The 24,304-nt window shown below is 40.2% G+C and carries 21 protein-coding genes and 1 tRNA gene; 9 read left to right on the forward strand and 13 right to left on the reverse strand.

From position 1 onward, the window contains the following. Nucleotides 1-16: 16 nt before the first annotated feature. The 5 genes from NXS00_RS19155 to NXS00_RS19175 form a co-directional block, all read right to left on the reverse strand. Nucleotides 17-1,228: a glycoside hydrolase family 99 protein gene (locus NXS00_RS19155; protein ID WP_258100878.1), complete on the reverse strand. Its 1,212-nt coding sequence runs from the start codon at nucleotides 1,226-1,228 to the stop codon at nucleotides 17-19. Nucleotides 1,229-1,279: 51 nt separating this feature from the next. Beyond that, nucleotides 1,280-2,839 (reverse strand): RagB/SusD family nutrient uptake outer membrane protein, encoded by a 1,560-nt coding sequence (locus NXS00_RS19160; RefSeq protein WP_258100879.1) that lies wholly within the window; start codon nucleotides 2,837-2,839, stop codon nucleotides 1,280-1,282. A gap of 9 nt (nucleotides 2,840-2,848) precedes the next feature. Then, nucleotides 2,849-6,307 carry a SusC/RagA family TonB-linked outer membrane protein gene (locus tag NXS00_RS19165; protein WP_258100880.1) on the reverse strand — a complete coding sequence of 1,153 codons (3,459 nt, stop codon included), beginning with the start codon at nucleotides 6,305-6,307 and terminating at the stop codon, nucleotides 2,849-2,851. Nucleotide 6,308: 1 nt separating this feature from the next. Continuing rightward, nucleotides 6,309-7,346: a FecR family protein gene (locus tag NXS00_RS19170; protein ID WP_258100881.1), complete on the reverse strand. Its 1,038-nt coding sequence runs from the start codon at nucleotides 7,344-7,346 to the stop codon at nucleotides 6,309-6,311. 134 nt (nucleotides 7,347-7,480) lie between these two features. Continuing rightward, on the reverse strand, nucleotides 7,481-8,143 hold the full coding sequence (locus NXS00_RS19175) for an RNA polymerase sigma factor (protein ID WP_258100882.1): 663 nt from the start codon (nucleotides 8,141-8,143) through the stop codon (nucleotides 7,481-7,483). A 183-nt stretch (nucleotides 8,144-8,326) separates the two neighbouring features. Here NXS00_RS19175 and NXS00_RS19180 point away from each other — a divergent pair, with 183 nt between their 5' ends. After that, a complete protein-coding gene (locus NXS00_RS19180) occupies nucleotides 8,327-9,199 on the forward strand; it encodes a sterol desaturase family protein (protein ID WP_308709492.1) in 873 nt (290 codons plus the stop codon). After that, the gene (locus NXS00_RS19185; protein WP_258100884.1) at nucleotides 9,199-9,996 is read left to right on the forward strand and encodes a M23 family metallopeptidase; all 798 of its coding nucleotides are present in this window, start codon (nucleotides 9,199-9,201) and stop codon (nucleotides 9,994-9,996) included. The genes NXS00_RS19180 and NXS00_RS19185 overlap by 1 nt, the downstream gene beginning before the upstream one ends. On the opposite strand, the gene bamG is transcribed toward NXS00_RS19185, so the two are convergent. The 4 genes from bamG to NXS00_RS19205 form a co-directional block, all read right to left on the reverse strand. After that, nucleotides 9,993-11,222, reverse strand: coding sequence for a BamG family beta-barrel-assembly machinery protein (bamG, locus tag NXS00_RS19190; protein ID WP_258100885.1), 1,230 nt, complete (start codon nucleotides 11,220-11,222; stop codon nucleotides 9,993-9,995). The genes NXS00_RS19185 and bamG overlap by 4 nt on opposite strands. Continuing rightward, nucleotides 11,215-12,225, reverse strand: a complete 1,011-nt coding sequence (locus NXS00_RS19195) for a Kelch repeat-containing protein (RefSeq protein WP_258100886.1) — start codon at nucleotides 12,223-12,225, stop codon at nucleotides 11,215-11,217. The genes bamG and NXS00_RS19195 overlap by 8 nt, the downstream gene beginning before the upstream one ends. Further along, nucleotides 12,218-13,471, reverse strand: a complete 1,254-nt coding sequence (locus NXS00_RS19200; RefSeq protein WP_258100887.1) for a DUF4270 family protein — start codon at nucleotides 13,469-13,471, stop codon at nucleotides 12,218-12,220. The genes NXS00_RS19195 and NXS00_RS19200 overlap by 8 nt, the downstream gene beginning before the upstream one ends. 67 nt (nucleotides 13,472-13,538) lie before the next feature. Next, entirely contained in the window at nucleotides 13,539-13,727 is a 189-nt protein-coding gene (locus NXS00_RS19205) for a hypothetical protein (protein WP_258100888.1), read from the reverse strand. 224 nt (nucleotides 13,728-13,951) lie between these two features. Here NXS00_RS19205 and NXS00_RS19210 point away from each other — a divergent pair, with 224 nt between their 5' ends. Both NXS00_RS19210 and NXS00_RS19215 read left to right on the forward strand, forming a co-directional pair. Continuing rightward, nucleotides 13,952-15,016, forward strand: a complete 1,065-nt coding sequence (locus tag NXS00_RS19210) for a sensor histidine kinase (RefSeq protein ID WP_258100889.1) — start codon at nucleotides 13,952-13,954, stop codon at nucleotides 15,014-15,016. Continuing rightward, nucleotides 15,009-15,701 (forward strand): LytR/AlgR family response regulator transcription factor, encoded by a 693-nt coding sequence (locus NXS00_RS19215; RefSeq protein WP_258100890.1) that lies wholly within the window; start codon nucleotides 15,009-15,011, stop codon nucleotides 15,699-15,701. The genes NXS00_RS19210 and NXS00_RS19215 overlap by 8 nt, the downstream gene beginning before the upstream one ends. Here NXS00_RS19215 and asnS read toward each other — a convergent pair. After that, entirely contained in the window at nucleotides 15,698-17,146 is a 1,449-nt protein-coding gene (gene asnS / locus NXS00_RS19220; protein ID WP_258100891.1) for an asparagine--tRNA ligase, read from the reverse strand. The two genes, NXS00_RS19215 and asnS, sit on opposite strands and share 4 nt — an antisense overlap. A 112-nt stretch (nucleotides 17,147-17,258) precedes the next feature. Here asnS and rpoN point away from each other — a divergent pair, with 112 nt between their 5' ends. Then, nucleotides 17,259-18,704 carry an RNA polymerase factor sigma-54 gene (gene rpoN, locus NXS00_RS19225; RefSeq protein ID WP_258100892.1) on the forward strand — a complete coding sequence of 482 codons (1,446 nt, stop codon included), beginning with the start codon at nucleotides 17,259-17,261 and terminating at the stop codon, nucleotides 18,702-18,704. A 12-nt stretch (nucleotides 18,705-18,716) separates the two neighbouring features. Beyond that, nucleotides 18,717-19,322 carry a hypothetical protein gene (locus NXS00_RS19230; RefSeq protein ID WP_258100893.1) on the forward strand — a complete coding sequence of 202 codons (606 nt, stop codon included), beginning with the start codon at nucleotides 18,717-18,719 and terminating at the stop codon, nucleotides 19,320-19,322. On the opposite strand, the gene NXS00_RS19235 is transcribed toward NXS00_RS19230, so the two are convergent. After that, a complete protein-coding gene (locus tag NXS00_RS19235; protein WP_258100894.1) occupies nucleotides 19,319-20,005 on the reverse strand; it encodes an outer membrane beta-barrel protein in 687 nt (228 codons plus the stop codon). The genes NXS00_RS19230 and NXS00_RS19235 overlap by 4 nt on opposite strands. Before the next feature lie 269 nt (nucleotides 20,006-20,274). On the opposite strand from NXS00_RS19235, the gene NXS00_RS19240 reads away from it, so the two are divergent. Continuing rightward, nucleotides 20,275-20,523: a GIY-YIG nuclease family protein gene (locus tag NXS00_RS19240; RefSeq protein WP_258100895.1), complete on the forward strand. Its 249-nt coding sequence runs from the start codon at nucleotides 20,275-20,277 to the stop codon at nucleotides 20,521-20,523. Further along, a tRNA-Arg gene (locus NXS00_RS19245) sits at nucleotides 20,514-20,590 on the forward strand. The genes NXS00_RS19240 and NXS00_RS19245 overlap by 10 nt, the downstream gene beginning before the upstream one ends. A gap of 172 nt (nucleotides 20,591-20,762) precedes the next feature. Here the strand turns inward: NXS00_RS19245 and NXS00_RS19250 are convergent. Beyond that, on the reverse strand, nucleotides 20,763-21,890 hold the full coding sequence (locus NXS00_RS19250) for an amidohydrolase family protein (protein WP_258100896.1): 1,128 nt from the start codon (nucleotides 21,888-21,890) through the stop codon (nucleotides 20,763-20,765). Nucleotides 21,891-21,965: 75 nt separating this feature from the next. On the opposite strand from NXS00_RS19250, the gene NXS00_RS19255 reads away from it, so the two are divergent. Continuing rightward, nucleotides 21,966-22,706, forward strand: coding sequence for a murein L,D-transpeptidase catalytic domain family protein (locus NXS00_RS19255; protein ID WP_258100897.1), 741 nt, complete (start codon nucleotides 21,966-21,968; stop codon nucleotides 22,704-22,706). Here the strand turns inward: NXS00_RS19255 and NXS00_RS19260 are convergent. Further along, nucleotides 22,703-24,295 (reverse strand): L,D-transpeptidase family protein, encoded by a 1,593-nt coding sequence (locus tag NXS00_RS19260; RefSeq protein WP_258100898.1) that lies wholly within the window; start codon nucleotides 24,293-24,295, stop codon nucleotides 22,703-22,705. The genes NXS00_RS19255 and NXS00_RS19260 overlap by 4 nt on opposite strands. Nucleotides 24,296-24,304 lie beyond the last annotated feature (9 nt).

The raw sequence follows: 24,304 nt of genomic DNA on the forward strand, positions 1-24,304 counted from the left end.
AATTGCGATTAATGATTTACAGTTGATTTATTATTTCCGAAGCCTTTTCAGGCCTTAGTTCCGATAAATGCAGGAATGCCTCATCCAACTTCTCCATCGCTCCTTCATTCCCTTTTGATTCTTTTCTTTTCGAGTAATACTGATGTACTAATTCCAACTCTTCCACGCCATAGGTCACTCCGGAAAAATTCTGAATGCTTTCCAGAAACTGAAAGCCAAATTCATCAGTAGGTTCAATCATGGTTCCTTCTCCAAAGTCATTCCATGTGACCAGTTGTACATAATCCAGGTTATACTCCGCAGCTTTTGCTAATTGATCTTCCAAGGTTTGGCCACCTCGATGACTCAAATACCCGTAGCCTTCACCCCAGCCACCTTCTTTGTAGTAATCGTCAAAACCAGGGCATGCTGAGCCAACCAACAATCCATCTTTGTAGGTGGAATAAAAATTATCCAGATCACGCATATCTGTATTGAAATCCACCCAGGAAAACTCCCCACCCCCATTGGATCCTACATAATAATCATGTCCCCAAAGCGGCAAGAAAAGGGGCTTCTCCTCGGTAATGGAAAAGATTTCTGTCCAATCATCGGCATCTCTGAAGTAGCGAGGGCCGAATGTCAGCAGCAGCGGACGATCATTGATACTGATGTATTGATCTCTGGTGAAATAATCGGTTTCAAGAAACTCTATATCCTGCTGTGCTGCTTCTACTTCTGTAATATTCTTTCTGGTGGCTACTGCTTCTACTGTATATTCTTCGTAGACAATACCGAAGCCCAAACCAATGGTATCAAGCTTGGATACCAGAGCATCACTATTGGCGAAGTTGACATGGTAATCCAATGCTTTATGTGTGCCATACCAATCAATAAGCACACCATCAATGCCAGCATATTTCATTAATAAAAGATGATACTCTATCACATCTGGGTCAGCAGAATCATAAGGTCCGATCAATGGATAATAGTGAGCAGCAATATCTCTTTTACCTTCACCATCTATATTATCCGGGTTGCTGTTAGCCATGCGCCAATGACTTCCCCAAAGGCCAGAAAAATCCTTCGATTGGAACCACGGCATGTAGTGCATGTAGAGTTTTGTAGCATTGGTTTTATCCACCAAAACAGGCTCATACTTCACTTCATCGGGCGTGACCTCCTGATCTTTACAACCAGTCAACCAGACTGAAAAGAGCATAGTTATCCCAGTGATCAAACTGATCATTTTTTTATTTTTTTGATACAAAAGCATTATTCTATCTTATCCGCAATCGATTTATTCGTAACCTGTACTTGGTGTCATATTTGGGTTATTATCTATTTCCTGTAGTGGCACCGGGTAGTAATAATCTTTGTCATCATAGATGATTTCACCTTGAGTTACCCGAAAGTCATTGTACTTCATCACCTCTTCCTGTACAATTCCCCATCTCACGATATCATACCAGCGATGACCTTCCGCAAACAGCTCTCTAAAACGTTCTTCTCTAATCGAATCTCTCAGCTGCACTCCCGACACTGCATAATCCACACTTCCTTCAGGAGTATTGGGATTGAAACCGTAAGCTCTACGACGAACCTTATTCATAAATTCTGCTGCCAAAGCATCATTTCCAGTATTATTCAGCACTTCGGCATACATCAAATACACATCCGAAAGGCGCATATTCACGAAGTTGATTCCGCTATTTCTATTGGTTGAATAGACTGAATAATCTTCAGGAACGTACTTTCTAAAACTATGACCAGTATAATTGAACTCACTCTCACCTACAGGCACCATAGTGCCATCTACATTGGCTGCTGAATCTTCTGGCGCATATGTGCTAATTTTCAATCTCGGGTCATTGCCAAAGCGGAAAATATTCACCCCATGTGGCGTACAGTTGCTCCACCCTCTTCCCGGAGGTGCCAGAGTCAGAGCTATTCCAGAACCCAAACCATTCTCCCAGATATTCTGCTGCATATCTATGGTATAACTCAGTTCAAAAATGGTCTCATCACTGAACTCCTGCTTGCCTTGAAACATGTCGTCAACCCCTTGAAAGTCCAGTAATGAAAAATTCCCTGAGTTAATCACTTCTTCGAAATAAGCCTTTGACTGATCATAATCCTCCATGTAGAGATATACCTTCCCAAGGTAGCCTTTTGCTGCCCAGCTCGTGGCACGAGCAATATTGTCATCATTCCAACTTGGAGGCAATAGTGATTCGGCCATTTTCAAATCCTCGACAATTTGATTGTAGACCCGACCAACTGAAGCTCGCTCCTTCATCATATCATCGCGAGTAGTTGCTACTTTCAAATGAAGAGGAACAGATAGTTTGGTGCTATCCTCGGCAAACCCAGCTTCTCCCCAAAGTCTCACCATGTGGAAATAGGCAAAACCTCTTAAGAAATGTGCCTGACCCAAAATCAAATCCAATTCTGCTTTCTCCGTTTCATTCGGAGCATATTTATCAGTGAATATTGGTGCATTCTCTATCAAGTCATTGGCCCGAGCCACTACACGATACCAACCTCTCCAGGCGAGGTATAAATTACCATCTCCGGAAGTCACTTCGTTTCGACATTGGGCATTCCAATAGTCAGAAGTGTGAGGCAAGGCCAGCAATGTCTGCACATAAAATGCCTGCCCGAACAGGTCGATACTCTTGGTAGCGGAGTAAACAGAATTGAGTGAATACTCGAAATTATCTACGTTAGTATAAAAGTTCTCAGCAACAATTTCATTTGGATTGGTCAGATCCAAAAACTCATCCTCACATGCCATGACCAATGTCAAACCGATGAATGCTAGTGCTATGTGTTTTATTCTTTTCATGATCGTTTTCATCCTTTGTGTTTAAAACTGCACTTCCAGTCCTCCTCCAAAAGTTCTGGTGTGAGGATACAATCCATAATCAATTCCTCTGCCTACATTGGATCCTGCGATTTCCGGATCCATGCCAGAGTATTTCGATATAGTCAGCAAATTATTCGCATTTACATACAAGCGAATTTTACCAACCTTTAGCTTGCTCAGAATATTTTCAGGCATGTTAAATCCAATCTGGGCATTTCTCAATTTCAAGTAAGAACCATCTTCAACGAAGTAAGTAGATGGTCTACTAAAGTTCCCATTCGGGTCACTAGCAATGTTTCTAGGATGCTGAGTGTGATTTTCAGGAGTCCAAGCTTCAAAAATGTCTGTAGAGGTATTGGAATCGCCGAAGAAGTTACGGGAATACGCCTTATTGGCATTGAACACGTCTACCCCTTGAAGTCCCTGAAACTGCAGCAACAAATCAAAAGTCTGATTGTAGGACATGTTGATATTGAAACCATACATCACTTTTGGCCAAGGATTCCCAATGAAGGTTCGGTCATGCTCCCAAGTAACTTGTCCATCAGGAACACCTTCCGGACCACTAATATCTTTGTACATAAAATCTCCTGCTCCTGTACCACCTTCCTGATAGGTCCCGTCTGGCGCCCAGCTATTGATCGCATATACATCTGTTTCAGAGTTGAGCATCTGCTGTACCACAAAACCATAGAAACTTGATACTGGCATACCTGCTTCTGTTCGAGTCATTCCTCCTATTTGTCCTCCACCAGCTCCAGCCGTGATGTACTCATCACCGAACAGTTGCAGTACCTCGTTTTTCATGAGCGAAGCATTGGTATTCAAAGTCAATCCAACCTTCCCATAGTTATCCCGATACGTTATCTCCAGGTCAAGCCCGGTATTACGCATGGTTCCAACATTTAGCTCTGGATTAACCGGATTGAAGTTGTGCACTGCCAAACCGACAGACGAAGGAACTGGCACTGGGTATAATAGATCTTTGGTGTCTTTGATATAATAGTCTGCAGTGACCGAAAGTCGATCCTCCAAAAGACCTACATCTAACCCAATGTTATGCATGTTTACCTCTTCCCATTTTACATCTCCGTTTGGGAACTTACTGATGAAGTAACCCGGCACTTTGTTCGTACCATTGAGATCGAATGCGTAGGTACTAAATTGAGAGGAGTACGTCTTGGACCAGATATATCCAGGGATCTTATCTGATCCAAGCTTACCGGTACTCACTCTCACTTTTAGGTTGGAAATGAAGGCAATCGAATTGAAGAAACTTTCATTAGACACTCTCCACCCAAGAGAGTAACTAGGAAAGATTCCCCAGACATTGTTGGGACCAAACTGCGGTGACGAAGCATCGCGACGGACGTTTGCTTCTAACAAATAGCGGTCGTCAAAATTGTAGTTGATTCTACCAAATTGTGACAAAATTCTTGATTGACGTAAAGTATATCGATCCGAGATAGTGGCATTAGGCCCCATCACATTGAAACTCCAAGCTACGTCAAGTGGTGAACCGGAAGCCATAACAGGAAATCCATTCCCTTCATACTTCTGAGCTTCGTAACCACCCATTACTTTGATGTTGTGTTTACCAAATGTTTGATCGTAGGTAGCCACCACATTGCCAATGATCGTTTCATCATTTCCATCTACATAAGTCAAGCGACCAATTGGGTCTGCAAAAGCTCCATAGTTGAAGGCTTCTTTGAATGACTTACCAAGAAATGATAAGTAGTTGTACCCTACCTGACCTCTGATAGTCAAAACATCCAGTGGCTTGATCGCTAAATAAACACTTCCATCCAATCTGTTGTAAACTCGTTTTTCATGCTGCTGATATTGAGAAGCGACAGGATTTGGCCCCTGAAAATAAGCAGGAGCCATACCCCATCCGCCGTAAGGATTAGTCTCATCATAAATTGGCATGATCGGAATGGAGCGATAAGGAATGGCTCCATTATAGTCTTCATTGAAATTATCAATTGGATTCTCAGATACACGCGACAATAAAACGCGTTCTCCAATGGTAATCCACTTAGCTAGATCCAGATCCGAATTGAATCGCATGCTGAATCGCTCAAAGTTGTTTTCGATTAAGATTCCTTCCTCGTCATCATACCCGAAGGACAAGTAGTAATTAGAGGACTCAGTTCCTTTAGCAACAGAGAAGTCATGGTAATGAGAAAAACCAGAACCGTCATAAAAAGCATCTATCCAATCAGTATCATGTTCCCAGTCATCCCAGGAAGGCTCGGGGTTCTGACCAGCGTTGATTCTGGACTGCTTTTTATAGTTGACAAAATCTTCGCTCCCTAATAAAGTTGGCAATCTGATAGGGTTCACTTTAGCGAAAGAGCTCTTGTAGCTGATTTGCGTTTTGCCTTCCTTTCCTCTTTTGGTTGTTACGAGAATTACTCCATGAGCAGCAGCAGCGCCATAAATAGCGGAACTTGCAGCATCCTTGAGAATCTCAATTGATTCAACATCGTCCAGATTGAAATGATTTCCAGGAGCCATTCGAACGCCATCAATGATCCAAAGTGGATCTGTATTATTAATGGAGCCTACACCTCTGATGTGAATAGTCGGGCTAGCACCTGGAGCACCTCCACCTTTGGAGACAAAAACACCCGAGGACATACCTTGCAGCGCCTGATCTAAACGTATCACTGGACGGTTTTCTAAATTCTCCACTTTCACAGAGGAAACTGATCCAGTCAGATTAGATCGCTTTTGCTGTCCATATCCTACCACAACAACCTCCTCCAAAGCAGAAATATCAGTTTCCAAAGTCACGTTGACTTGAGTCTGATCTGTGACCAGAACTTCTTTGGATTTATATCCTACAAAGGACACAATTAAAATGGCAGGAAGTGTTCCCTCCTCAATGTCCAACTTGAAAGTACCATCTACATTGGTAATGCTTCCATCCCCAGCATCTTTCACGATAATGGTAGCCCCAGGCAGGCCTTCTCCGTTATCATCTGTCACTTTTCCCGTAATTGTTCTAGGTCCGGTTGAGATTTTACTGTTCTTGACAGATTGTATTCCATTTCGGTTCAGTTGATCAAATTGCTTTGCTTTTTGATCTTCTTTCTGCTTTGTTGGTACGTCTGCCTTCTTTAGGATGATGTAGGTTGATTCGTTGAGCTTTTCGAATGTGAGTTTGTGTGGCTCTAACAGTTTTTCTAAGAATTGATTTAGCTGTGCTTTTTCTTTTGGCAGTTCAAGCTGTTCGTCAATGTCCAGATCTTTGAGTAAATCATCATCGTAATTGAAAAATACCCCGAATGATTTCTCAATCTCAAAAAGTATCTGCTTGAAAGTATCTGCCGAAGTATCGCTGAGCACTACTTCGTGAGGCTTAGCTAAAGCCTTTTTGCTCAAACCAAAGGCACTCACACTCAATATGAGTAGGGAGAGAAAAAGTGATATGGTTTTAATGCGTATCATTTCAAAGGTTAGGTTTGATGATTACAGTTTGTCCTTTTCGGTTGATCTCCAGATCAAAAGTTTTACTGATGGTAGTCAGCAGTAAGTCGATATTGTCAGCAGGCACAGTTCCAGTGAAGTAATGTTCAGAACTAGCACCTTGAGTGAAGAAAACATCGATATCATAATTGGTTTTTAGCAGCTCACTGATTTCTTCCAGAGAAGTTCTTCTGAAAATGAGCAGGTTATTTTTCCATGATGACACTTCCTCAGGATCAACTTCTTCTTTTACTGCTTGCTCAGTTGGGGTGTCATAGGTTACGCGTTCTCCAGGCATCATGTCAACATCTTCCTGGGTAACTTGATTCTTCAAAACTACTTTCCCTGAAGCGAGATCAATTTGACTTTTCTTACCTCGGCTGAAGACATTGAATTCTGTTCCAAGAACATTGACATCTACTTTATTAGCATGAACAATGAACTTTTGATCAGAAGCAGTGTGGATGACATTGAAAAATGCCTCTCCATCCAGCCATACTTCTCTATCAGCATTCTCAGCTTCAAATTCACCCACATAAAGTTTTGAATTAGCATTGAGTACTACCACCGTTCCATCTTCCAATTGTACTTCTCTGGTTTCTCCAAAGTCTGTCGTGTAGGCCAGCTGATTGTTTTCAGTAACTTTTATTAGCGAATAGATCGCAGCAACCATAGCCAGCACCAACGAAGCAGCAACAGCCAATTTGGCCCATATCCTAGTTCCATTTGATGAATAGCTATCTAATGGCATGAATCGAACTGGAACTTCATCGTTAGTTCCGTCAATTCTAGAGGTGATATTATTGAAGATCAGATGCTCATCTTCATCCGACAGCTCATGATAAGGGAAGGATAGATTTTCCAGGATACGCTTTGCCGCTTTGATATCCGCAAGTCTCTCCGGGTGCTCCTGCAACCAATTATTCCAATAAGCATCGGAATGATCATCTGGTTGAAGAACCCACTCGCGAAAGTCTCGGTCTAGCGCAAAATCTTCTATCGTGTAACTGTTGTAATCCATTCTTCCTTGTTCTGACCCTAGAAAGGAAGAATGTCCTCTTTTTTCTACTCCAAAAGAGAAGAAAATTTCAACATTTACATTTTATTCAAAATAAAGAGAAATATATTGAATATAAAAACAGCAATTCAGGAGTTTTATTGAGAAATTTCTACCATTTCCACACTACATTCTACAGCAGCTGCGATCAAAGCAGGACTCAAATAGAAGAAATTAGCTCTTGATAATGTTTTTCTCAATGACTCTACTCCACGCCATGCCAGATTGTAGACCGTCTTCACATTCACATTCATCATGGATGCTGCTTCCTCATAGCTAAGGTTTTCATAATAAATATGATAAAGCGCTTCTCGCTGACGAGCAGGCAAATCAGAAATCGCCTCACTGAGTTTCTGTGCAATTTCTTTTTCGGTTAATCCTGCCCTTGAAGTGAACTCAGCCAGACTTCTTTTGCTCATTATCTGAGAAAGTTTGGTAGAAGTACTGGACGTAGATTCCCAACGTTTGTTGTTTGATTGTGTTTTGGCGATTTTTCTACGAAGCGATCGCATGAGGTAAAACTTAATGTTGTCTGTATTACCCAATCGCTCTCTATTGGCCCAGATTTCTACAAATAGGTCCTGTATACTTTCTTTAACCAAAATAGCATCCGGAACGAACGTCATCCCGTAATTATAGAGTTGTTTGACAAATTTGTGATATATCAATTCAAAGGCATCACGATCTCCTCCTCGGAATAAATCCCAAAGCTGAGCATCGTTTTGATCCTCAAAAAAATGATGAATTGATCTTTCGTTCAAAATCTCGTAATTAACTGGTTATTTATTGATGCTATTTTTAATTTCTTTTAGAAGTAAGATCACTAAAAAATCAATTTTAAATTTAAAGCAAAATTTTTCGTTTTCGCAAATAGCCCCAATTTCTGATTGTTAAGGCCACTTTTTTCAATCATTAATCGTTAATTTTATAGAAACAACAACCCAATGATGGAACAGCTGATAGACTTTTTTGGTGAAGTACCTACCTGGTTTAGGTCGATGATATTGATAGGAGGAATTGTCTTATTTTGGATTGCTGAAGGAATACTCCCACTATTCAAATTTCAATATCAGAAGGTTCGTCACGCAGGGATCAATCTCTTTTTCACAATGACCACTGCAATCATTGGTTTTGGACTGGCAAGTGTACTTTTAATGTCTTCCAATTGGGTAGCCGAGAACCAGTTTGGATTACTTTATATCATTGATTTACCTCTTTGGGCACAAATCGTGGTAGGTGTATTGTTACTCGATATGATAGGAGCTTATTTTATCCATTGGACGGAGCACAAAGTGAAGTGGATGTGGAAGTTTCATCTGGTTCATCATAGTGACACCACTGTGGATGTGACCACAGGATTGAGACACCATCCAGGTGAGACAGTTTTCAGAATAGCATTCACCATTATGGCCGTCATAGTAGTTGGAGCACCTATAGGTATTGTGATGTTGTATCAATCATTATCTGTGTTATTTGCACACATCACTCATGCCAATATCAATCTTCCAAAAGGTCTTGACAAGGCGTTATCGTACATTTTTGTGACACCAAACATGCACAAAGTGCATCATCATTTCACTCAACCGCTCACTGATACCAACTATGGAAATATTTTTTCCATCTGGGATCGCATCTTTGGGACCTTTGCTAGCGTTGAAGATACCAGAAGCTTGAAGTATGGTATTGATACGCATATGGATCCTAAAGAGAACGATCGTTTGACCAATCTTTTGTCCATTCCATTTCAGCCATACCGAACTCCGGAAAGCATTGTGGAATTAAAAGATCAGACCAAGGAAAAGGTCGCTAGTAGCTAATGAGATTAACTCTTCTATTATCATTTCTCTTCATAACAGTATTTGTAAACGCACAAAAGAAAGACGTGGAAGTCTTTCATCAAGCTCAAGATGATGGCACGCTATTCATTATGGCTAAAAATAATACGGATGTGCTACAAAGTGTAGTAGTCAACATTATCTTGAAAGGAATGGAATCCAGTGAACCTTTGCCTGTGACCAAACTTCTGGAACCTAAAAAAGAGTCTCGGATCACCATTTTAAAGCCTGTTAAAAAATCTTATTCGTACAATACGCAGCTGAGTTACATCAAGGGAGATATTACTGCCAATCACAATGACCAAGTAGTTTATCAACTTCCATATAAAAGTGGAGAATCCTATAAAATTGATCAGGGATATAATGGCACCTCAACTCACATGGGCAAATTTGCTTTGGACTTTCACATGGATGAAGGAACCGAAGTTTGTGCAATAAGAGATGGAGTAGTATTTGAAGTGCAAGAAAGCAACAACCGAGGCTGCCCAAGTAACGACTGTTCTAAATTCAACAACTTTATTTTGGTGCGTCATGATGACGGATCAATAGCCGATTACTCACATATCAAGAAAAATGGCGCTCTGGTAAAAACTGGAGATCAAGTAAAAGCTGGAGATGTGATTGCATTAAGTGGAAGCACAGGCTACGCTAGCGGACCACATCTCCACCTGGAAGTGTATGTCATGAGGCTCAACGGACAAAACTCCGTAAAAGCTCAATATCAATTAGGCAACTCGGCAGGCATTCCAAAAGAAGGAGAATCCTACCGTAAAAATTAATCGTAAACACGTTTGGCAAACCACAAGTCTCTGATAGAAACACTCAGAGAAAAAGTATGCATTTGCTCTTCAATCAGTCTGGTTCCTACTTTTCCCTGTTGCTGGTAAGAGTAACCAAGGTTTACATATCCTGTTCCTCGATTCACTGGCAAACCAAAGCCTGTAGAGAACCGATGTGACTCGAAAGTATTGCTTAATGCATCGATGTAACCCTGACTATATCGATATCCAAATCGGTAAATCACTCGATTCAAGTATTTCTCTTTGTAGTCTTTGGCTTGATATTCCGCACCTCCTGAAAAGGAAATTAGGTCCTGATAGTCAAAATTTGACTCACCTTCATTGACACCCCATCTTTCAAGCTCTCCATCTCCCATCAATGTCCAATTCTTCAAAGCCAATTGAAAACCAGCGCCAAGTTTTTCAGGAATAACCTTACTTCCATCAGACTCACTTGTCAGCGTATCATACCCTGATCTTAGGATACTCTGGTCGATATCATAACTCACAGAAAAGGAAGGTTGATAGGTAACACCAAGAGTTAAGCTTTTTGATTTACCCAGAGGCACATTATACTGAAGTCCAACATCATAAACTGCTCTCGCCACATTCATTTCCTGGGTAATACTGGTACCATCTACCAAGGAATTTCCAGACATGGTTTGGGTCTTAGTCAAACTTCCAAAAATCAATCCCCCTCGAAAACCAAGACTCAATCTTGGTAATACATCATACCCTACTGCTCCATACAATTGAGACAATCCTCCACTTCCCTGATATCGGACTTCATATGCTCCTACTAAAGCAGAAGAGGTGCTAAGATCCGTCACATCATATCTGGCGTCACTGTATTGTGACAAGCCGAAAGTAAAGGCTGTTTTCTTGCCTGACTTCACCCAAAAGTTCATAGATGACAGACCTCCAATAGCCGTAGAAAACGATGACGAAGAATTAAATTGATTTAACTGGGTAATATTCAACCCTAAATCGAATGAATGATTAGGACCTACTATTGAAGTCAATGCTGCTGGATTCTCAAGGTTCACACTACTTGCAAGTCGGGCTCCTATTCCGGTGTAACCCAACTGTGAAAACTCTGTGAGACCTGTGTTATTCAGCGATCCAAATCCAAAAGCATTATAAGCGGAGCCTGTGGTTGATTGTCCAGAAACCTGAACTTGTAATAGTATGAAGAATGCACAGGCTCCCGCAAATATCTTAGTCATACTCGTTATACTCTTCATCAGGATAATAAGCCCAGATATCATCAAATCGCTGACTACTATTTCTTCCTGTTACGATATATGGAACATTATCTAAAACAAAAGCCACAGCATCTGACCTCCCTGATCCTTCAAACTCAGTTACTTCATCATCCCACTCATTAGTAGATGGATCATAAGTATAAAAACTTGTGCTGTAAGAAGAAGCTACTCCCAGCCCAACATATGCGATCCCATCAACTACAAATGCACTAGCATCATATCTTCCCAAAGCAAGAACGAACTCATCGTAAGTATCATCCTCATCGTTCAGAGATAATTCAGTCCAAGATTCAGATTCAGCATCAAAAGCCCAGAAGTCATACAAATAGACCCCATTGTTTCTTCCTGAAATGATATATGCCTTATTGTCAATAACAAAGGAAACAGCGGCTTCTCGCTTAGACCCATAAAGACTTACTGTCTGTGTCCAGGTATCGGAAGTTGGATTGTAACGATAAAAATCCTTCAAATAATTGCCGTCATAGCCTGTTCCTACATATCCATGATCGTTCAGCGTAAAGGCGACAGCATCGTAACGTGCAGTACCAGGGAATGAAGTTTTTTGAGTCCATGTATTGCTCGAAGGATCGTATTCCCATAGGTCATTCAATTCTTCTGTATCCAGATCATCATTGAAACCAGTAGTAACATACCCTTTTCCATTCGCCGCAAATGAAACAGCACTTACTCTACCTGGCCCAGGGAAATCGGCCATTTGCTGCCAGAAGTTCTTAGCAGCGTCATATCTCCATAAGTCTAGTAGGTAGTCATCGCCATCTGTTCCTAAACCTACGTAAGCATATTCTCCAATCGTAAAAGACACTGCACTGGATCTGGTCACACCTTCATAGTCAGAATACTTCACCCAGTTTCCATACTCCGTTTCTTCCGTTTCGTCACAACTGGCTATGGCCAAAACCATCAGTTGAAAAATGAACATCAAACGCATTTTCATATTATTCATTAGTAATAGTATATAGAATTAATTCACTGTTATAAACCTCATCACCGAGCCAAAGACTAGAGAATGAATTGTTATATTCTTCACCCAAAGTCAATACAATTGAGTATTCACGGGCAGTTATATCTTCATGCATTGCAGACACTAAATCACTCACATCCATTGCATAGTAAGTATCTCGTCCGTGATCATCGTCCAGGACCAAACCAAGACTCATGGTCGTTGAGGACAACACGTTGAACTCCTCATCTACATAGTGCGCATAAATCGTCTCAGGGAGATCATCTGAGCTTTCAGTAGGATATATTTTCAATAATGCACCAGAGATCACATAGTCTTTGCCCGCCAAAAAAAGTTCCTCCAGAGTTGGCATAGAAATAAGTGGTGCATAACCCAAGCCTCCATAAATCAGGGAGGCATGTCCGGTAGAACTTGAAGAGACTAAATCACCCAATTCAGTAATTGAGGATAACTCTTCAGGCACTTCATACAGATAACGTGTATAATATGGCGCTCCATAGCTGTACATATCCAGCGTATTTTGCGCATTGGATGTTGTAGAATTATTGGTGTAATAAATACGGAATCGAATACTGTCGGCAATGATTCCTAATGCCTGAGTCTCATCAGCAGACATACTTATCTGGAATCCTTTCAAGTATTGCCTAAACTCGGATACTGACTCTATTTTGTCTGTAGCTTCTTGAAACTGTCTATACAACTCATAACCAAAACTATCATCTAACCTTACTTCCACGTCAACATCACGATCTATGTAAAACTTCACGTTTTGACTGACAAGTGATGTTTTAGATGATGTAGTTGAAGCCGGTGTTGAGAAATTATAATAGCTGTCTGATTCCAATTCTACTGACAATCTGCTTACTTCTAAGCCTACCTCCGTGTAGTCTTCAATATTAAGAGCATATCCATCTTGAGGAATCAGAATGGTCAACGAATCAAAAACATCCGTATCATCTATTTCATAAAGGGAACCAGGCAGGGACAATGAAAAATACCCTTCTGATTTCACCTCACTAAAAAAATCATCCGTCTGATAACCAAGCACAATTCTGTCCGAAGAACTCGTCAACAAAGAGTCATATTGAAAAGTATTGACTTGAAGACTAATCGTATCAATATATGACACATCCAAACCATCATCTCCTATAAACTCATCACCTAAAATCGATGACTCAGAACAGGATATTATAAGAGCAGCAATAAGATATAAATAGCTATACTTCATGATTTTTATAAATAATCCCGACGCACCTGCGCCGGGATCTACCTAATACTGAGATGTTAAACCAAACTCAACTACTTTTCACCTCAGCCTTGAACTCTCGGAATCGCTTTGGACCTAATAGCTCTAACAGTTTTTGATCTCTTAACTTACTTGCAATCCCCACTTCACCCTTGGATGACAAATCGAACACCCATGACAATGACTCTTCATAGATTTGATCGATTACGTGGTGCTCTTCAGATGTTAAGAATTCCATTATTCCTTTTTATTTCTGGCTCGAAAGTATGGAGGGAATGAAAAGCCTGAAAATCAATTCAACCAACGATGATTAGAATTCAACCAACGTAGGGAATTGACACATTTGGGTAAATTGTTGATGAAAACCGCCTGTTTATTGAAGGATGCTGATGATTGGTTGAAATAGTTATCGCTTCCTGATGATATTAGCTAGACTTGTTGTAGTTAAGTACCTGATAATAAATGAAAGTCCGAGAAATTCTTATTCACGCCCTGGTTTGGCTAGCATTCCTGGCCATCATTACCTTTTGGCAATGGGATATCTTTTCCTTGCAAGATTCCCTAATTCACGCATCCAGAATGGCAGTGATATCCATCGTAGTATTCTATTCCAATTATTACTTGCTACTCCCGAGACTATTCGCAAAAGGAAATACATTCTATTACGTGCTTTCCATTGGTGCTATACTTGTTGGTGTCTATATTATTTTTGAATTAACCCGTGAGTGGATGCCTCGACCGGAATTCATGAATTTTCCAAGAAGAGCGGAATTCAAAGAGATTTTTAAAGACATGCCACGTATGGAACCTCCCAAAAATATGTGGGCACGAATGTTACCTCAAACTGCAGCACAAACAATTCCCATGTTGTTTTTCTCTTCATTGCTATGGTTCGCTAATGAAAACAGGCAGCGAAAAGAGAAAGAGGTTTCTCTAATGAATGAAAATTTGATCTCCGAAATGCGCTTCTTAAAATCACAGATCAACCCACATTTTTTATTCAACGCCCTGAACAATATCTATTCCCTGGCTTTCAGAAAATCTGATCACACACCAGAGATGATAATGAAGCTATCGGATATGCTACGACATGTAGTTTATGACAGTTCAAATAGTGTAAGTCTGAATAAAGAAGTGGCCTACATCAAAAATTATATTGACTTCCAAACACTTAAGCTGGGTAATGAAAAAGGAGTAACATTTGCTTATGATGGTATCAATGATCGATTGGTACTAGAACCTATGCTACTCATTCCCTTCATAGAAAATGCATTTAAGCATAGCAATATTGAAGATTCTGCTGATGGCTCTATAGACATTAAATTATCTACTGAAGGAACTATTATTCGATTAGAAGTAAAAAACACCTTTTCGGAAAGCACTCAAACGAAAGATCATACTCCGGGAATTGGTATGCAAAATGTACAGCAAAGACTTAATTTGGTATACCCAGACAAGTCTAAACTAACCAAAACGATTCAGGATGGAGTATTCATTGTAAATGTAGAAATCGACACCAATGCTTAAGTGTGTAATCATAGATGATGAACAGCCGGCTAGAATGCTGATTGCTGAGTATGTCAAGAAAGTTCCTTTTCTTGAGTTGGTTGGAGAATTTAAAAGTCCAATTGAAGCAATGACTCAGTTTCAAAAACTGCAAATTGACTTAATCTTTTTGGACATTCAGATGCCAGGATTAACAGGTCTTGAGTTTGCTCGCACGTTGAACAATAAGCCACACATTATACTTACTACTGCCTATTCTGAATATGCATTGGAAAGCTATGAGCTGGATGTGGATGATTACCTAATGAAACCGATCTCCTTTGAGCGATTCTTCAAAGCAGTGAGCAAAATTGTTCAAAAACCAAACACTCCTGGAACTCCTACACAACCGGTGGTTTCAGATACTTCGCTCATTGTAAAAGCCGATGGACAAACGCATCGTATCTTCACCAAAGACATTTTGTACATCGAAGGATTGAAGGAATATGTGACGATTCACACCGCTGAGAAGAAAATCATCACACTTGAATCGCTGAAAAAACTGACCGAGGAATTACCCGCTGATGAATTTCTAAGAGTACACAAATCATTTATCATCAATCAGCACAAGGTCTCCAGTCACTCTAATCATGACCTTACCATTGGAGCAAAAAAAATCCCGATAGGGTCAAGCTATCGGGATGATGTATTAAAAAAGTTATTTTAAAATTCGCAGTTACCAGGAGTTCTCGGGAATGGGATTACGTCTCTGATGTTACCCATTCCTGTTACGAATAGGATCATACGCTCAAACCCAAGTCCAAAGCCACTGTGCGGAACTGCACCGTATCTTCTGGTATCCAGATACCATGACATCTCGTCTGCTGGAATATCCATCTCCTGCATTCTGGTAGTTAATAGATCCAGACGCTCCTCACGCTGTGATCCACCCACTATTTCCCCAATACCCGGGAAAAGAATATCCATGGCTCCTACTGTCTTTCCGTCCTCATTCTGACGCATGTAGAATGCTTTGATGTCTTTCGGATAGTTATAAAGGATTACTGGTTTGTTAAAGTGCTTCTCCACCAAATAACGTTCATGCTCAGATTGCAAATCAGCACCCCACTCTTCAATCAAGTATGAGAATTTCTTCTTCTTATTCGGCTTAGAGTTTTTCAAGATTTCAATTGCCTCTGTATAGCTTACTCGCTCAAAGTCATTATCCAGAACAAACTTCAATCGCTCTGTCAAAGTCATTTCAGAACGTTCTGCTTGCGGCTTGTTCTTTTCTTCTTCAATGATTCTTTTCTCAAGGAAGGCTAAATCATCGGCACAGTTATCCAATGCATACTTCACCAAGTATTTCAGCATCTCCTGAGCAAGGTCCATGTTGTCTTGCAAATCATAGAATGCCATTTCTGGCTCTATCATCCAAAACTCCGCAAGGTGTCTTGTTGTATTGGAGTTTTCAGCTCTGAAAGTAGGTCCGAACGTATATATTTCAGACAATGCCATTGCTGCCAACTCACCCTCTAACTGTCCAGATACCGTCAGGTTAGACTCCTTCTCAAAGAAATCCTGTGCGTAATCAACCTGACCTTCCTCCGTTTTCGGAATGTTGTTCAAATCAAAGTTGGTTACTTTAAATGCCTCACCAGCACCTTCCGCATCAGAAGAGGTGATTATTGGAGTGTTGATATAAAAGAACCCTTTATCGTTAAAGAATTTATGCACTGCAAATGCCAATGCATGACGAACACGCATTACAGCACTGAACGTATTCGTTCTTGGTCTCAAGTGCGCAATCTCACGTAGAAACTCCAAACTATGCTTTTTAGGCTGTAGAGGATATTTATCTGGATCTGCTTCACCAAATACTTCAATGCTCTCCGCTACCAATTCACATGCTTGTCCTGCACCTTGAGATTCCACTATTTTACCAGTCGCAGAAATACTTGCGCCTGTAGTAATTCGCCTTAATATGTCTTCGCCAAATTTTTCTGCATCAGCTACAACTTGTAGGTTATTGATCGTAGAACCGTCATTCAGCGCAATAAAGGCTACATTTTTGCTGGCACGTTTGGTACGGACCCACCCCATGACCGTTATTTCCTGGCCTACTAGCTCATCGGTCAAAACAACTTGAATCTTGGTTCGTTTTTCTTTCACAGTCTCAACAACTTAAAGTCACTTATTAAAAACAGGGCAAAAAAAGGATATTTTAGCGGACTAATCAAAGAATCACAGAATTATGATAATTTTGATTACTAGCAAATAGATCATGCAGAAACTCAACCTTACACAATCATTATCTCAGAAGCTGTCTCCACAACAGATACAGTTTATAAAGCTGTTGCAAGTTCCAACAGCTGAGCTTGACGCACGCATAGAAGAAGAGCTTGAAGTAAACCCTGCTCTGGAAGAAGGAGCGGTTGAAAAAGAGGATGATTATAGCTCGGATGACGAGTATGATGATTACGAAAATTCTACTGAATCGGAGAGCATAGAAGAATACTTGCACGATGACTACTCCGGTTACAAAATGCAAGGCGATGGCCGTGGCTCGGATGAAGACGATAAAGAAATGCCGATCTCCGTTGGCTCCACATTGCATGAACGATTGACTACTCAGCTAGGCTATTTAAGACTTGATGATAGAGAACATAAATTAGGAGAACAACTTATCGGTAGTGTAGATGCGGATGGATATATCCGTCGGGAGCTCGAAGCTATTGTTAATGACCTGATTTTCTCTCAAAATATAGAAACAGACGCGGAGGAACTAGAAAGTATCCTTTACAAAATTCAAAACTTTGACCCTCCAGGGATCGCTGCAAGAAACTTACAAGAATGTTTGATGCTGCAGCTTGAACGAAAGGATGAACATACAGATCACCTGGAATCTGCTAAGCAAATCATTGATAAATGCTTTAATGAGTTCTCTAAGAAGCACTATGACAAGATCGCCAAGAGGCTGAATATAGAAGACGAAGAAGAGCTAAAAGGAGCCATTTCACTTATTACTAAATTGAATCCAAAGCCAGGTGGAGCTGGTGAAGAAAACGTTCGAACAGCTCAGTATTTAATGCCGGACTTTTTGCTAAACAACAATAACGGCAAGCTAGAACTCACGCTAAACTCTCGCAATGCTCCGATGCTCAAGGTCAGCAGATCTTATTCTGATATGCTTCATGCCTATGACAAGAGTGATAAGAAGGACAAAAAATTAAAAGAAACCGTTTCGTTCATCAAACAAAAGCTGGATTCTGCAAAGTGGTTCATTGATGCAATCAAACAACGTCAAAACACCTTACTCAATACGATGCAAGCCATCATTGACTTCCAATATGATTATTTTCAGGAAGGAGATGAAAGTAAGCTCAAACCAATGATCTTAAAAGACATTGCCGATCGTATCAATATGGATATTTCCACAGTTTCCAGGGTTGCGAACAGTAAAAGCATCCAGACAGAATTCGGAATATTCCCATTGAAATATTTCTTCTCTGAAGGAATTGCTACAGACTCTGGAGAAGATGTAAGTAGCCGTGAGGTTAAAAATAAACTCAAGGAATTCATCGATGGCGAAGACAAGTCCAAACCGCTCTCTGATGACAAATTGGAAAAACTACTTCGTGGTGAAGGCTATAACATTGCCCGACGAACAGTCGCTAAATACCGCGAACAATTAAATATTCCAGTTGCCAGACTAAGAAAACAACTGTAAGTGCAGAATGTAATGAAAACCATATCCGCAGTGTTTCACCCACTGCTAATGGCTACTTATAGTTGTGTCGTCATGTTTTTGGTGATCCCTGAGATATTTTCACCGATAAGATATGAAGCTATTCCTTCATTTATCATCATCGTGTTCATCACAACATGCGTAGTTCCGGCAATTAGTATTTTGTTTCTGAAGTTTACTCAGCGGGTATCTAGTCTGGAGATCACCAAACTTGAAGAACGTTCTTTACCGTTTTTGTCTATCGGAACATTTTATGGAGTGACTTGCTATATGTTCTATTCGAAGCTGAATGTTCCGTGGCCACTTCTGATCATGATGATATCCGTAACGCTACTCATATTCATCATTTACCTAATTAGTTTCCGCTTTAAAATCAGCGTTCATTCAGCAGCTATCTGGGGAGTAGCTGGCCTTTTTAGTGCAATGGCAGTAAAATATCTATCTACTGTGAATGTAGAAGTATTAGCACTACTATTTGTTTTATCTGGATTAACGACCACTTCTAGATTATTTCTTGGTCGTCACACTCCAGCAGAAAGCTGGAGTGGAGCATTTTTAGGATTTGTATTCTGCTTTACAGCATTCTTCTTATTGGGTTAGAATCCACTTACATTAATTCCGATTGTCCAAGCTTGAGGGTTAGACCCCTCTAAAGAATTATTGAATACATTGTTTAGATAGTGCTTGTAGTACACATGAAACGATCTGAATCCAAATCTTGCTTGAACCCCATATCTAAAATCTACTGTATCAAAATCATCAAATAATTTCTCCTTGTATTCTCCCTGAGCAACCTGGTATTTTATTTTCGTATGAGCCGCAATCCTTCTACCAGCAAACGCACCCAAACCTATGAACCATCCTTCTCCTTCTTTAGTACCTAAAGGGTGAATTCTAAATTCTACTGGCAATTCAGCGTAAGTTGTTACTAATTTATTCTTAGCAAAGTTTGCTGAAGTCAATGAATCAAAAGAAACATCACCATCACTATCCCTAAGCCATGTAGCGTTACCTTCTGAAGCATATTTATCAATACTAATCCCTGGATTTAAATGGAAAGCGATATGCTTACTAATTTCAAATCTCTTGCTATAATAGATTCCTATTGAATTAGAGCCCAACCACTTAGTTTCGTATACATCTGGTGCATTATTCCAAAAGTTAAACCCAAAGTCAAACATCAAATCTCCTGGGAAGTTTGGCTGAGTAGGTCTTTCTTTCTCTTGCGCAAACACAAAAGATGTCACTAAAATCAAAAGGGCTGTTCCTATTAGTCGCTTCATAAAAATGATTATTTCGGGGGCAAAGATAGAATCTATTTTAAAACCTAGAAGATTAACGTTGATTTATAAGACAAATTATTAACTTTGCCCTCGATTTTAGTCAAGCATCTAGATAACAGGTGCAAGATACACTCAAGATTTCAGGTCTAAATAAGCCTTCATCTTAAAAAGTGTTAATCGAAAATGGCCTCCTAGTCTACCTCGTCGGCAGACGGGCTCAACTGAATACCTGCCTTGCCGGCAGGCAGGGAGCAGTTGATTACAGGCTTATGACAACATACACTGTATATGTTTTAAAGAGTATTAACTTTGACAGATATTATACAGGAATGACAGCTGATCTTGAACGAAGGTTAGCAGAACATAACAGCGGAAAAACAAAATCAACTAAAGCATACAAGCCTTGGAAGATTGTTTATAAAGAATCATTTTCATCAAGATCTGAAGCTCGCGCTCATGAGAAATATCTCAAAAGTGGGTCAGGAAGAGAATGGATTAAAAAGAAAATGGCCTCCTAGCTCAACTGAATAGAGCACTTGATTACGGCTCAAGAGGTTGCAGGTTTGAATCCTGCGGAGGTCACCAAGAGAGCAAAGCCCTTTCATTCATATGAAAGGGCTTTTGTGTTTTTAGACGTTCAGAATTTATTCTGATAAGGATTTAAAAACGCAAAAGACTAAATCTTTGATTTAAGGCTTTGCTATCGGAATTAGGAACGACATCAGGATCACCGTAGGTAATCCTACGATTTCAATTATCAATCTGGAAACGCACTTTTATCTAACCCTGGAATAATTCGAAGGGCATTTTTATAATACACCTTCTTAAGCACCTCATCAGACAAGCCTAGACCATACATTCTCCAGAAGGCATGGTATTTCTTATAGTATGGAAAATACTCATCTTCTGTCTCCAATACCCTAAAGTAAGTGTAATACTCCACAGGGTTGTAAGCATCTTTAGCGAACAATATTCGATCCTGATATTTCTCAAAGAATGCTTTTGCAAATCGAGGCTGTCTTCCCAACTCGGCAATCACTGCTCCTATACCAACATTGACATTCGGATAAGTATCAAGGTGTTTTGCTAATGCACCTAGATCGTTAGCCATCCAACCCATGTGTGCATTGACAAAAGTCGTATTCGGATGCTTTTTAAACACATCATGCTGCTCAGCAATGATCTGCTCGAAAGGTGCAGGATCCGTATCAGTTCTTTTTCTTCCTGGACGCAACTTCAACTCCAACCAACGTTCATTTTTCTCATCATGATCATCCCAAAATGATTTAGGATCAGCCGAATGGATCAAAACAGGAATGCCCAATTCACCACACTTAGTCCAGATTGGGTCCAAACGAGCATCATTTACAGGTACACGATTACCATCCACATCATTGATACCCATCCCCAGACTCTTATAGATTTTCAGACCTACAGCACCATTAGCAACATCTTCTTCCAATTGTTTTACTGCCTGTTGGGTCCATCCTTTCTTTCCGATTTCTTTGAAAGAGACATTAGTGAACACTACGATTCTTCCCGGCGCTTCTCCCTCTATTCTTCTCACCATAGATGCCAAATATTCCTGCGAACCAATATCACCAGCTGAACGATCATACCCTCTACCACTCAGATTGACCATGACCCCCATATTGAGCGCATCCATTTCTGGCTCTAACTTATTGATCCCATCAATAGTCAAGTTCCATTGATGACTATGCACATCAATAAATGGAAATTTAGCTCTTATCACAGGATGCTCTGGAACCACCAGAGTTGATATCGGATCATACTCCTCAAAGTCCATTCGGACCGTATCCATATCCTGTGCCTTGGAATAATTAAGTAGCCCCAAAAGGGTGATGATCAATAAATGCTTCTTCATAAATTATTTTTTCTCGTTTGACGGTTACCACGCACCTTTTATACTGATTTTACGTTATCCTCGTTACGTTTTACAATGATGAAGCTCAATTTAAAAGTGTTTTTCGTTAACGCCATCATTACTGGGATTTTGATGGCCTTTACCCATGATAGTTATGGTCACCCTGACCTGAAACTTCACCCATTTATTTCACAACAATATCAAAGTCTAACACCATTAGACGGTAGCAAACCCGCTTATGATATTTATGAAAAAGGGATAATCGGGTATTACAACCTTCTTGCTCAAGGAAAGAAAATCGACAATAATAAATTAACTCTGATTGATTTTCGCTTATCAAGCAACAAGAAACGCATGTGGGTAATTGACCTTACAACCAATAAGGTACTGTATTACCGATTAGTTGCCCATGGAAAAAATACGGGAGAGGAGTATGCCACCAACTTCTCTAATGTTAAGAATTCTAATAAAAGCAGTGTAGGCTTCTATCTAACTGGAGAGAATTATTATGGCAAACATGGACTTAGTCTTCGACTTGATGGAATGGAGCCTGGCTTTAACAGCAATGCAAGGGACAGAGCCATTGTCATGCATAGTGCAGCTTATGTGAGCAAAGACTTTTCAAAGAACATTGGACGATTAGGTCGGTCTTTCGGTTGCCCGTCGATTGCCCTAAAAAACCATAAAGAGATCATCAAAGGCCTAGCGGAGCGGTCAGTGCTTTTTATTTACTACCCCTTAGATGAGTACCATCAAAAATCTACTTTAAGCAATGTGGAGGCAGCCGAATTGTATTACAGCAAACTAACACTCTAAAGCGTACTCAATAAAGCCTTTTTCAACTTTGGATTTCGATCATAAATATCAGGTCTAAAGTTCAAATAGCCGTTTTCATCCACAAAGGCAGTCCAGTATTGCAAATGCACCATAATTGGTGAATTCATAATAATGGTTTGATTCGATTTTGATTTAGAGATCTCATCTATATCTCTTTCAGATAAAGGCTTGTTTTGAGTAGCACCGATATAATAAGCTAATTTCATTGGTTCAGACAATCTCACGCATCCTGAACTCAACGCACGATTGTATTTGGCAAATACTTCAGGATGGTTGGTATCGTGCATGTAGATATTGAATTCATTCGGGAAAATGAATTTTACTCTGCCCAAGGCATTCATTTTTCCTGGCTCTTGCCTCAAGGTATAAGGAAATTTCCCGGCATTCTGCCAGTTAATAGAAGCAGGGTCCACTTCATTTCCTGACGCATCTAACACCTTGATTTGTAAAGAAGATAGGTAGTTTGAATTCTTTGCCTGTGCAGGTATCATGTCCTGATATAAGATCGTTGGAGGCACTGTCCAATAGGGATTTACAACGAAGTAGGTCATTTTGGATGAAAAAACAGGTGTTTGACGATACGGCTTCCCTACAGCAACTCCCATTTCCAATTTGATTTCACCTTCCTTGACCACCTCCATTTCATAAGCAGGCAAGTTCACCATAATATAGTGCTCACCTAATTCTCTAGGCAGCCATCGGCAACGCTCGAGGTTCAGAATAATATCTTCAATCCTAACCTCAACCGGCACATTCATACTTGCTCGTGTCGATTTACCGACCGCTCCATCTTCTTCCAGACCGTAGCGTTTTTGATATTTCAATATGGCCTTTTGCAATTCATCATCAAACACTTCAGGCTCATCATTAGTATATGGCAGCAGATCGCCGCTTGCTTCTAGTCTTTTTCTTACCTGCAATATTCTTTCCCCAGACTCACCAAGTTTGATCGTAGCTCCTTCATCTATCATACCCCAACCACCACTTGAAGCTATCTTACGATACTTCACTAACTTGGCAGCTAGACGTCTGTAGGATTTATACTTTGGTTTTGCTTCATTCATTGCAGCACTCACATCTCCACTCTCTATTGCTTTCAACAAAAGCTCCACAGGATCACCCTCACGACGAACCACTCGCCAGTCTGAATTTAGGCTGACAGGATTAACTTTTCCTGACATCAAGTGAGTAGTGAGCAATAAAAAAGAATCCGTGAGCAACAAATCAAGATTAGCTTTCTCAAAAGCATTCATATTCCCTCCAGTCAACAGATCTTGTAATAAGGAATAATGATAATCTTCTGGGTTTAATCCCTCTATCTCACATTTAAGAATTTCAAGCAAAAGCTCATTCGCCAGAGAATCTGTCCATAATGGATTAAATACACGCTCTGAATAGATTGAAGTGATCGATTGACCACAGCAAATCTTTTCTCCCTGAACGAATAATCCATTACCTCGGAGAAGTTCAGTTTTGATTCGGATTTCATTCCTCAGCTCATCATCAATCTGGCCGAGTGAAACTATGCTAACTAAAAGAAATGAAGAGTATAATAAATGCTTTAACATATTAAGGTT

The organism is Marinoscillum pacificum, from assembly GCF_024714495.1.
Classification (GTDB): domain Bacteria; phylum Bacteroidota; class Bacteroidia; order Cytophagales; family Cyclobacteriaceae; genus Marinoscillum; species Marinoscillum pacificum.

What these genes read in the sequence shown, in the direction of transcription:
- NXS00_RS19205 (WP_258100888.1), bottom strand. Translation starts at nt 13,727, where the DNA reads ATGGAATTCTTAACATCTGAAGAGCACCACGTAATCGATCAAATCTAT.
- NXS00_RS19210 (WP_258100889.1), top strand. Translation starts at nt 13,952, where the DNA reads ATGAAAGTCCGAGAAATTCTTATTCACGCCCTGGTTTGGCTAGCATTC.
- NXS00_RS19195 (WP_258100886.1), bottom strand. Translation starts at nt 12,225, where the DNA reads ATGAATAATATGAAAATGCGTTTGATGTTCATTTTTCAACTGATGGTT.
- NXS00_RS19200 (WP_258100887.1), bottom strand. Translation starts at nt 13,471, where the DNA reads ATGAAGTATAGCTATTTATATCTTATTGCTGCTCTTATAATATCCTGT.
- NXS00_RS19160 (WP_258100879.1), bottom strand. Translation starts at nt 2,839, where the DNA reads ATGAAAACGATCATGAAAAGAATAAAACACATAGCACTAGCATTCATC.
- bamG (WP_258100885.1), bottom strand. Translation starts at nt 11,222, where the DNA reads ATGACTAAGATATTTGCGGGAGCCTGTGCATTCTTCATACTATTACAA.
- NXS00_RS19185 (WP_258100884.1), top strand. Translation starts at nt 9,199, where the DNA reads ATGAGATTAACTCTTCTATTATCATTTCTCTTCATAACAGTATTTGTA.
- NXS00_RS19215 (WP_258100890.1), top strand. Translation starts at nt 15,009, where the DNA reads ATGCTTAAGTGTGTAATCATAGATGATGAACAGCCGGCTAGAATGCTG.
- NXS00_RS19180 (WP_308709492.1), top strand. Translation starts at nt 8,327, where the DNA reads ATGATGGAACAGCTGATAGACTTTTTTGGTGAAGTACCTACCTGGTTT.
- NXS00_RS19260 (WP_258100898.1), bottom strand. Translation starts at nt 24,295, where the DNA reads ATGTTAAAGCATTTATTATACTCTTCATTTCTTTTAGTTAGCATAGTT.
- NXS00_RS19250 (WP_258100896.1), bottom strand. Translation starts at nt 21,890, where the DNA reads ATGAAGAAGCATTTATTGATCATCACCCTTTTGGGGCTACTTAATTAT.
- NXS00_RS19155 (WP_258100878.1), bottom strand. Translation starts at nt 1,228, where the DNA reads ATGATCAGTTTGATCACTGGGATAACTATGCTCTTTTCAGTCTGGTTG.
- rpoN (WP_258100892.1), top strand. Translation starts at nt 17,259, where the DNA reads ATGCAGAAACTCAACCTTACACAATCATTATCTCAGAAGCTGTCTCCA.
- NXS00_RS19230 (WP_258100893.1), top strand. Translation starts at nt 18,717, where the DNA reads ATGAAAACCATATCCGCAGTGTTTCACCCACTGCTAATGGCTACTTAT.
- NXS00_RS19235 (WP_258100894.1), bottom strand. Translation starts at nt 20,005, where the DNA reads ATGAAGCGACTAATAGGAACAGCCCTTTTGATTTTAGTGACATCTTTT.
- NXS00_RS19255 (WP_258100897.1), top strand. Translation starts at nt 21,966, where the DNA reads ATGATGAAGCTCAATTTAAAAGTGTTTTTCGTTAACGCCATCATTACT.
- NXS00_RS19240 (WP_258100895.1), top strand. Translation starts at nt 20,275, where the DNA reads ATGACAACATACACTGTATATGTTTTAAAGAGTATTAACTTTGACAGA.
- NXS00_RS19170 (WP_258100881.1), bottom strand. Translation starts at nt 7,346, where the DNA reads ATGGATTACAACAGTTACACGATAGAAGATTTTGCGCTAGACCGAGAC.
- NXS00_RS19165 (WP_258100880.1), bottom strand. Translation starts at nt 6,307, where the DNA reads ATGATACGCATTAAAACCATATCACTTTTTCTCTCCCTACTCATATTG.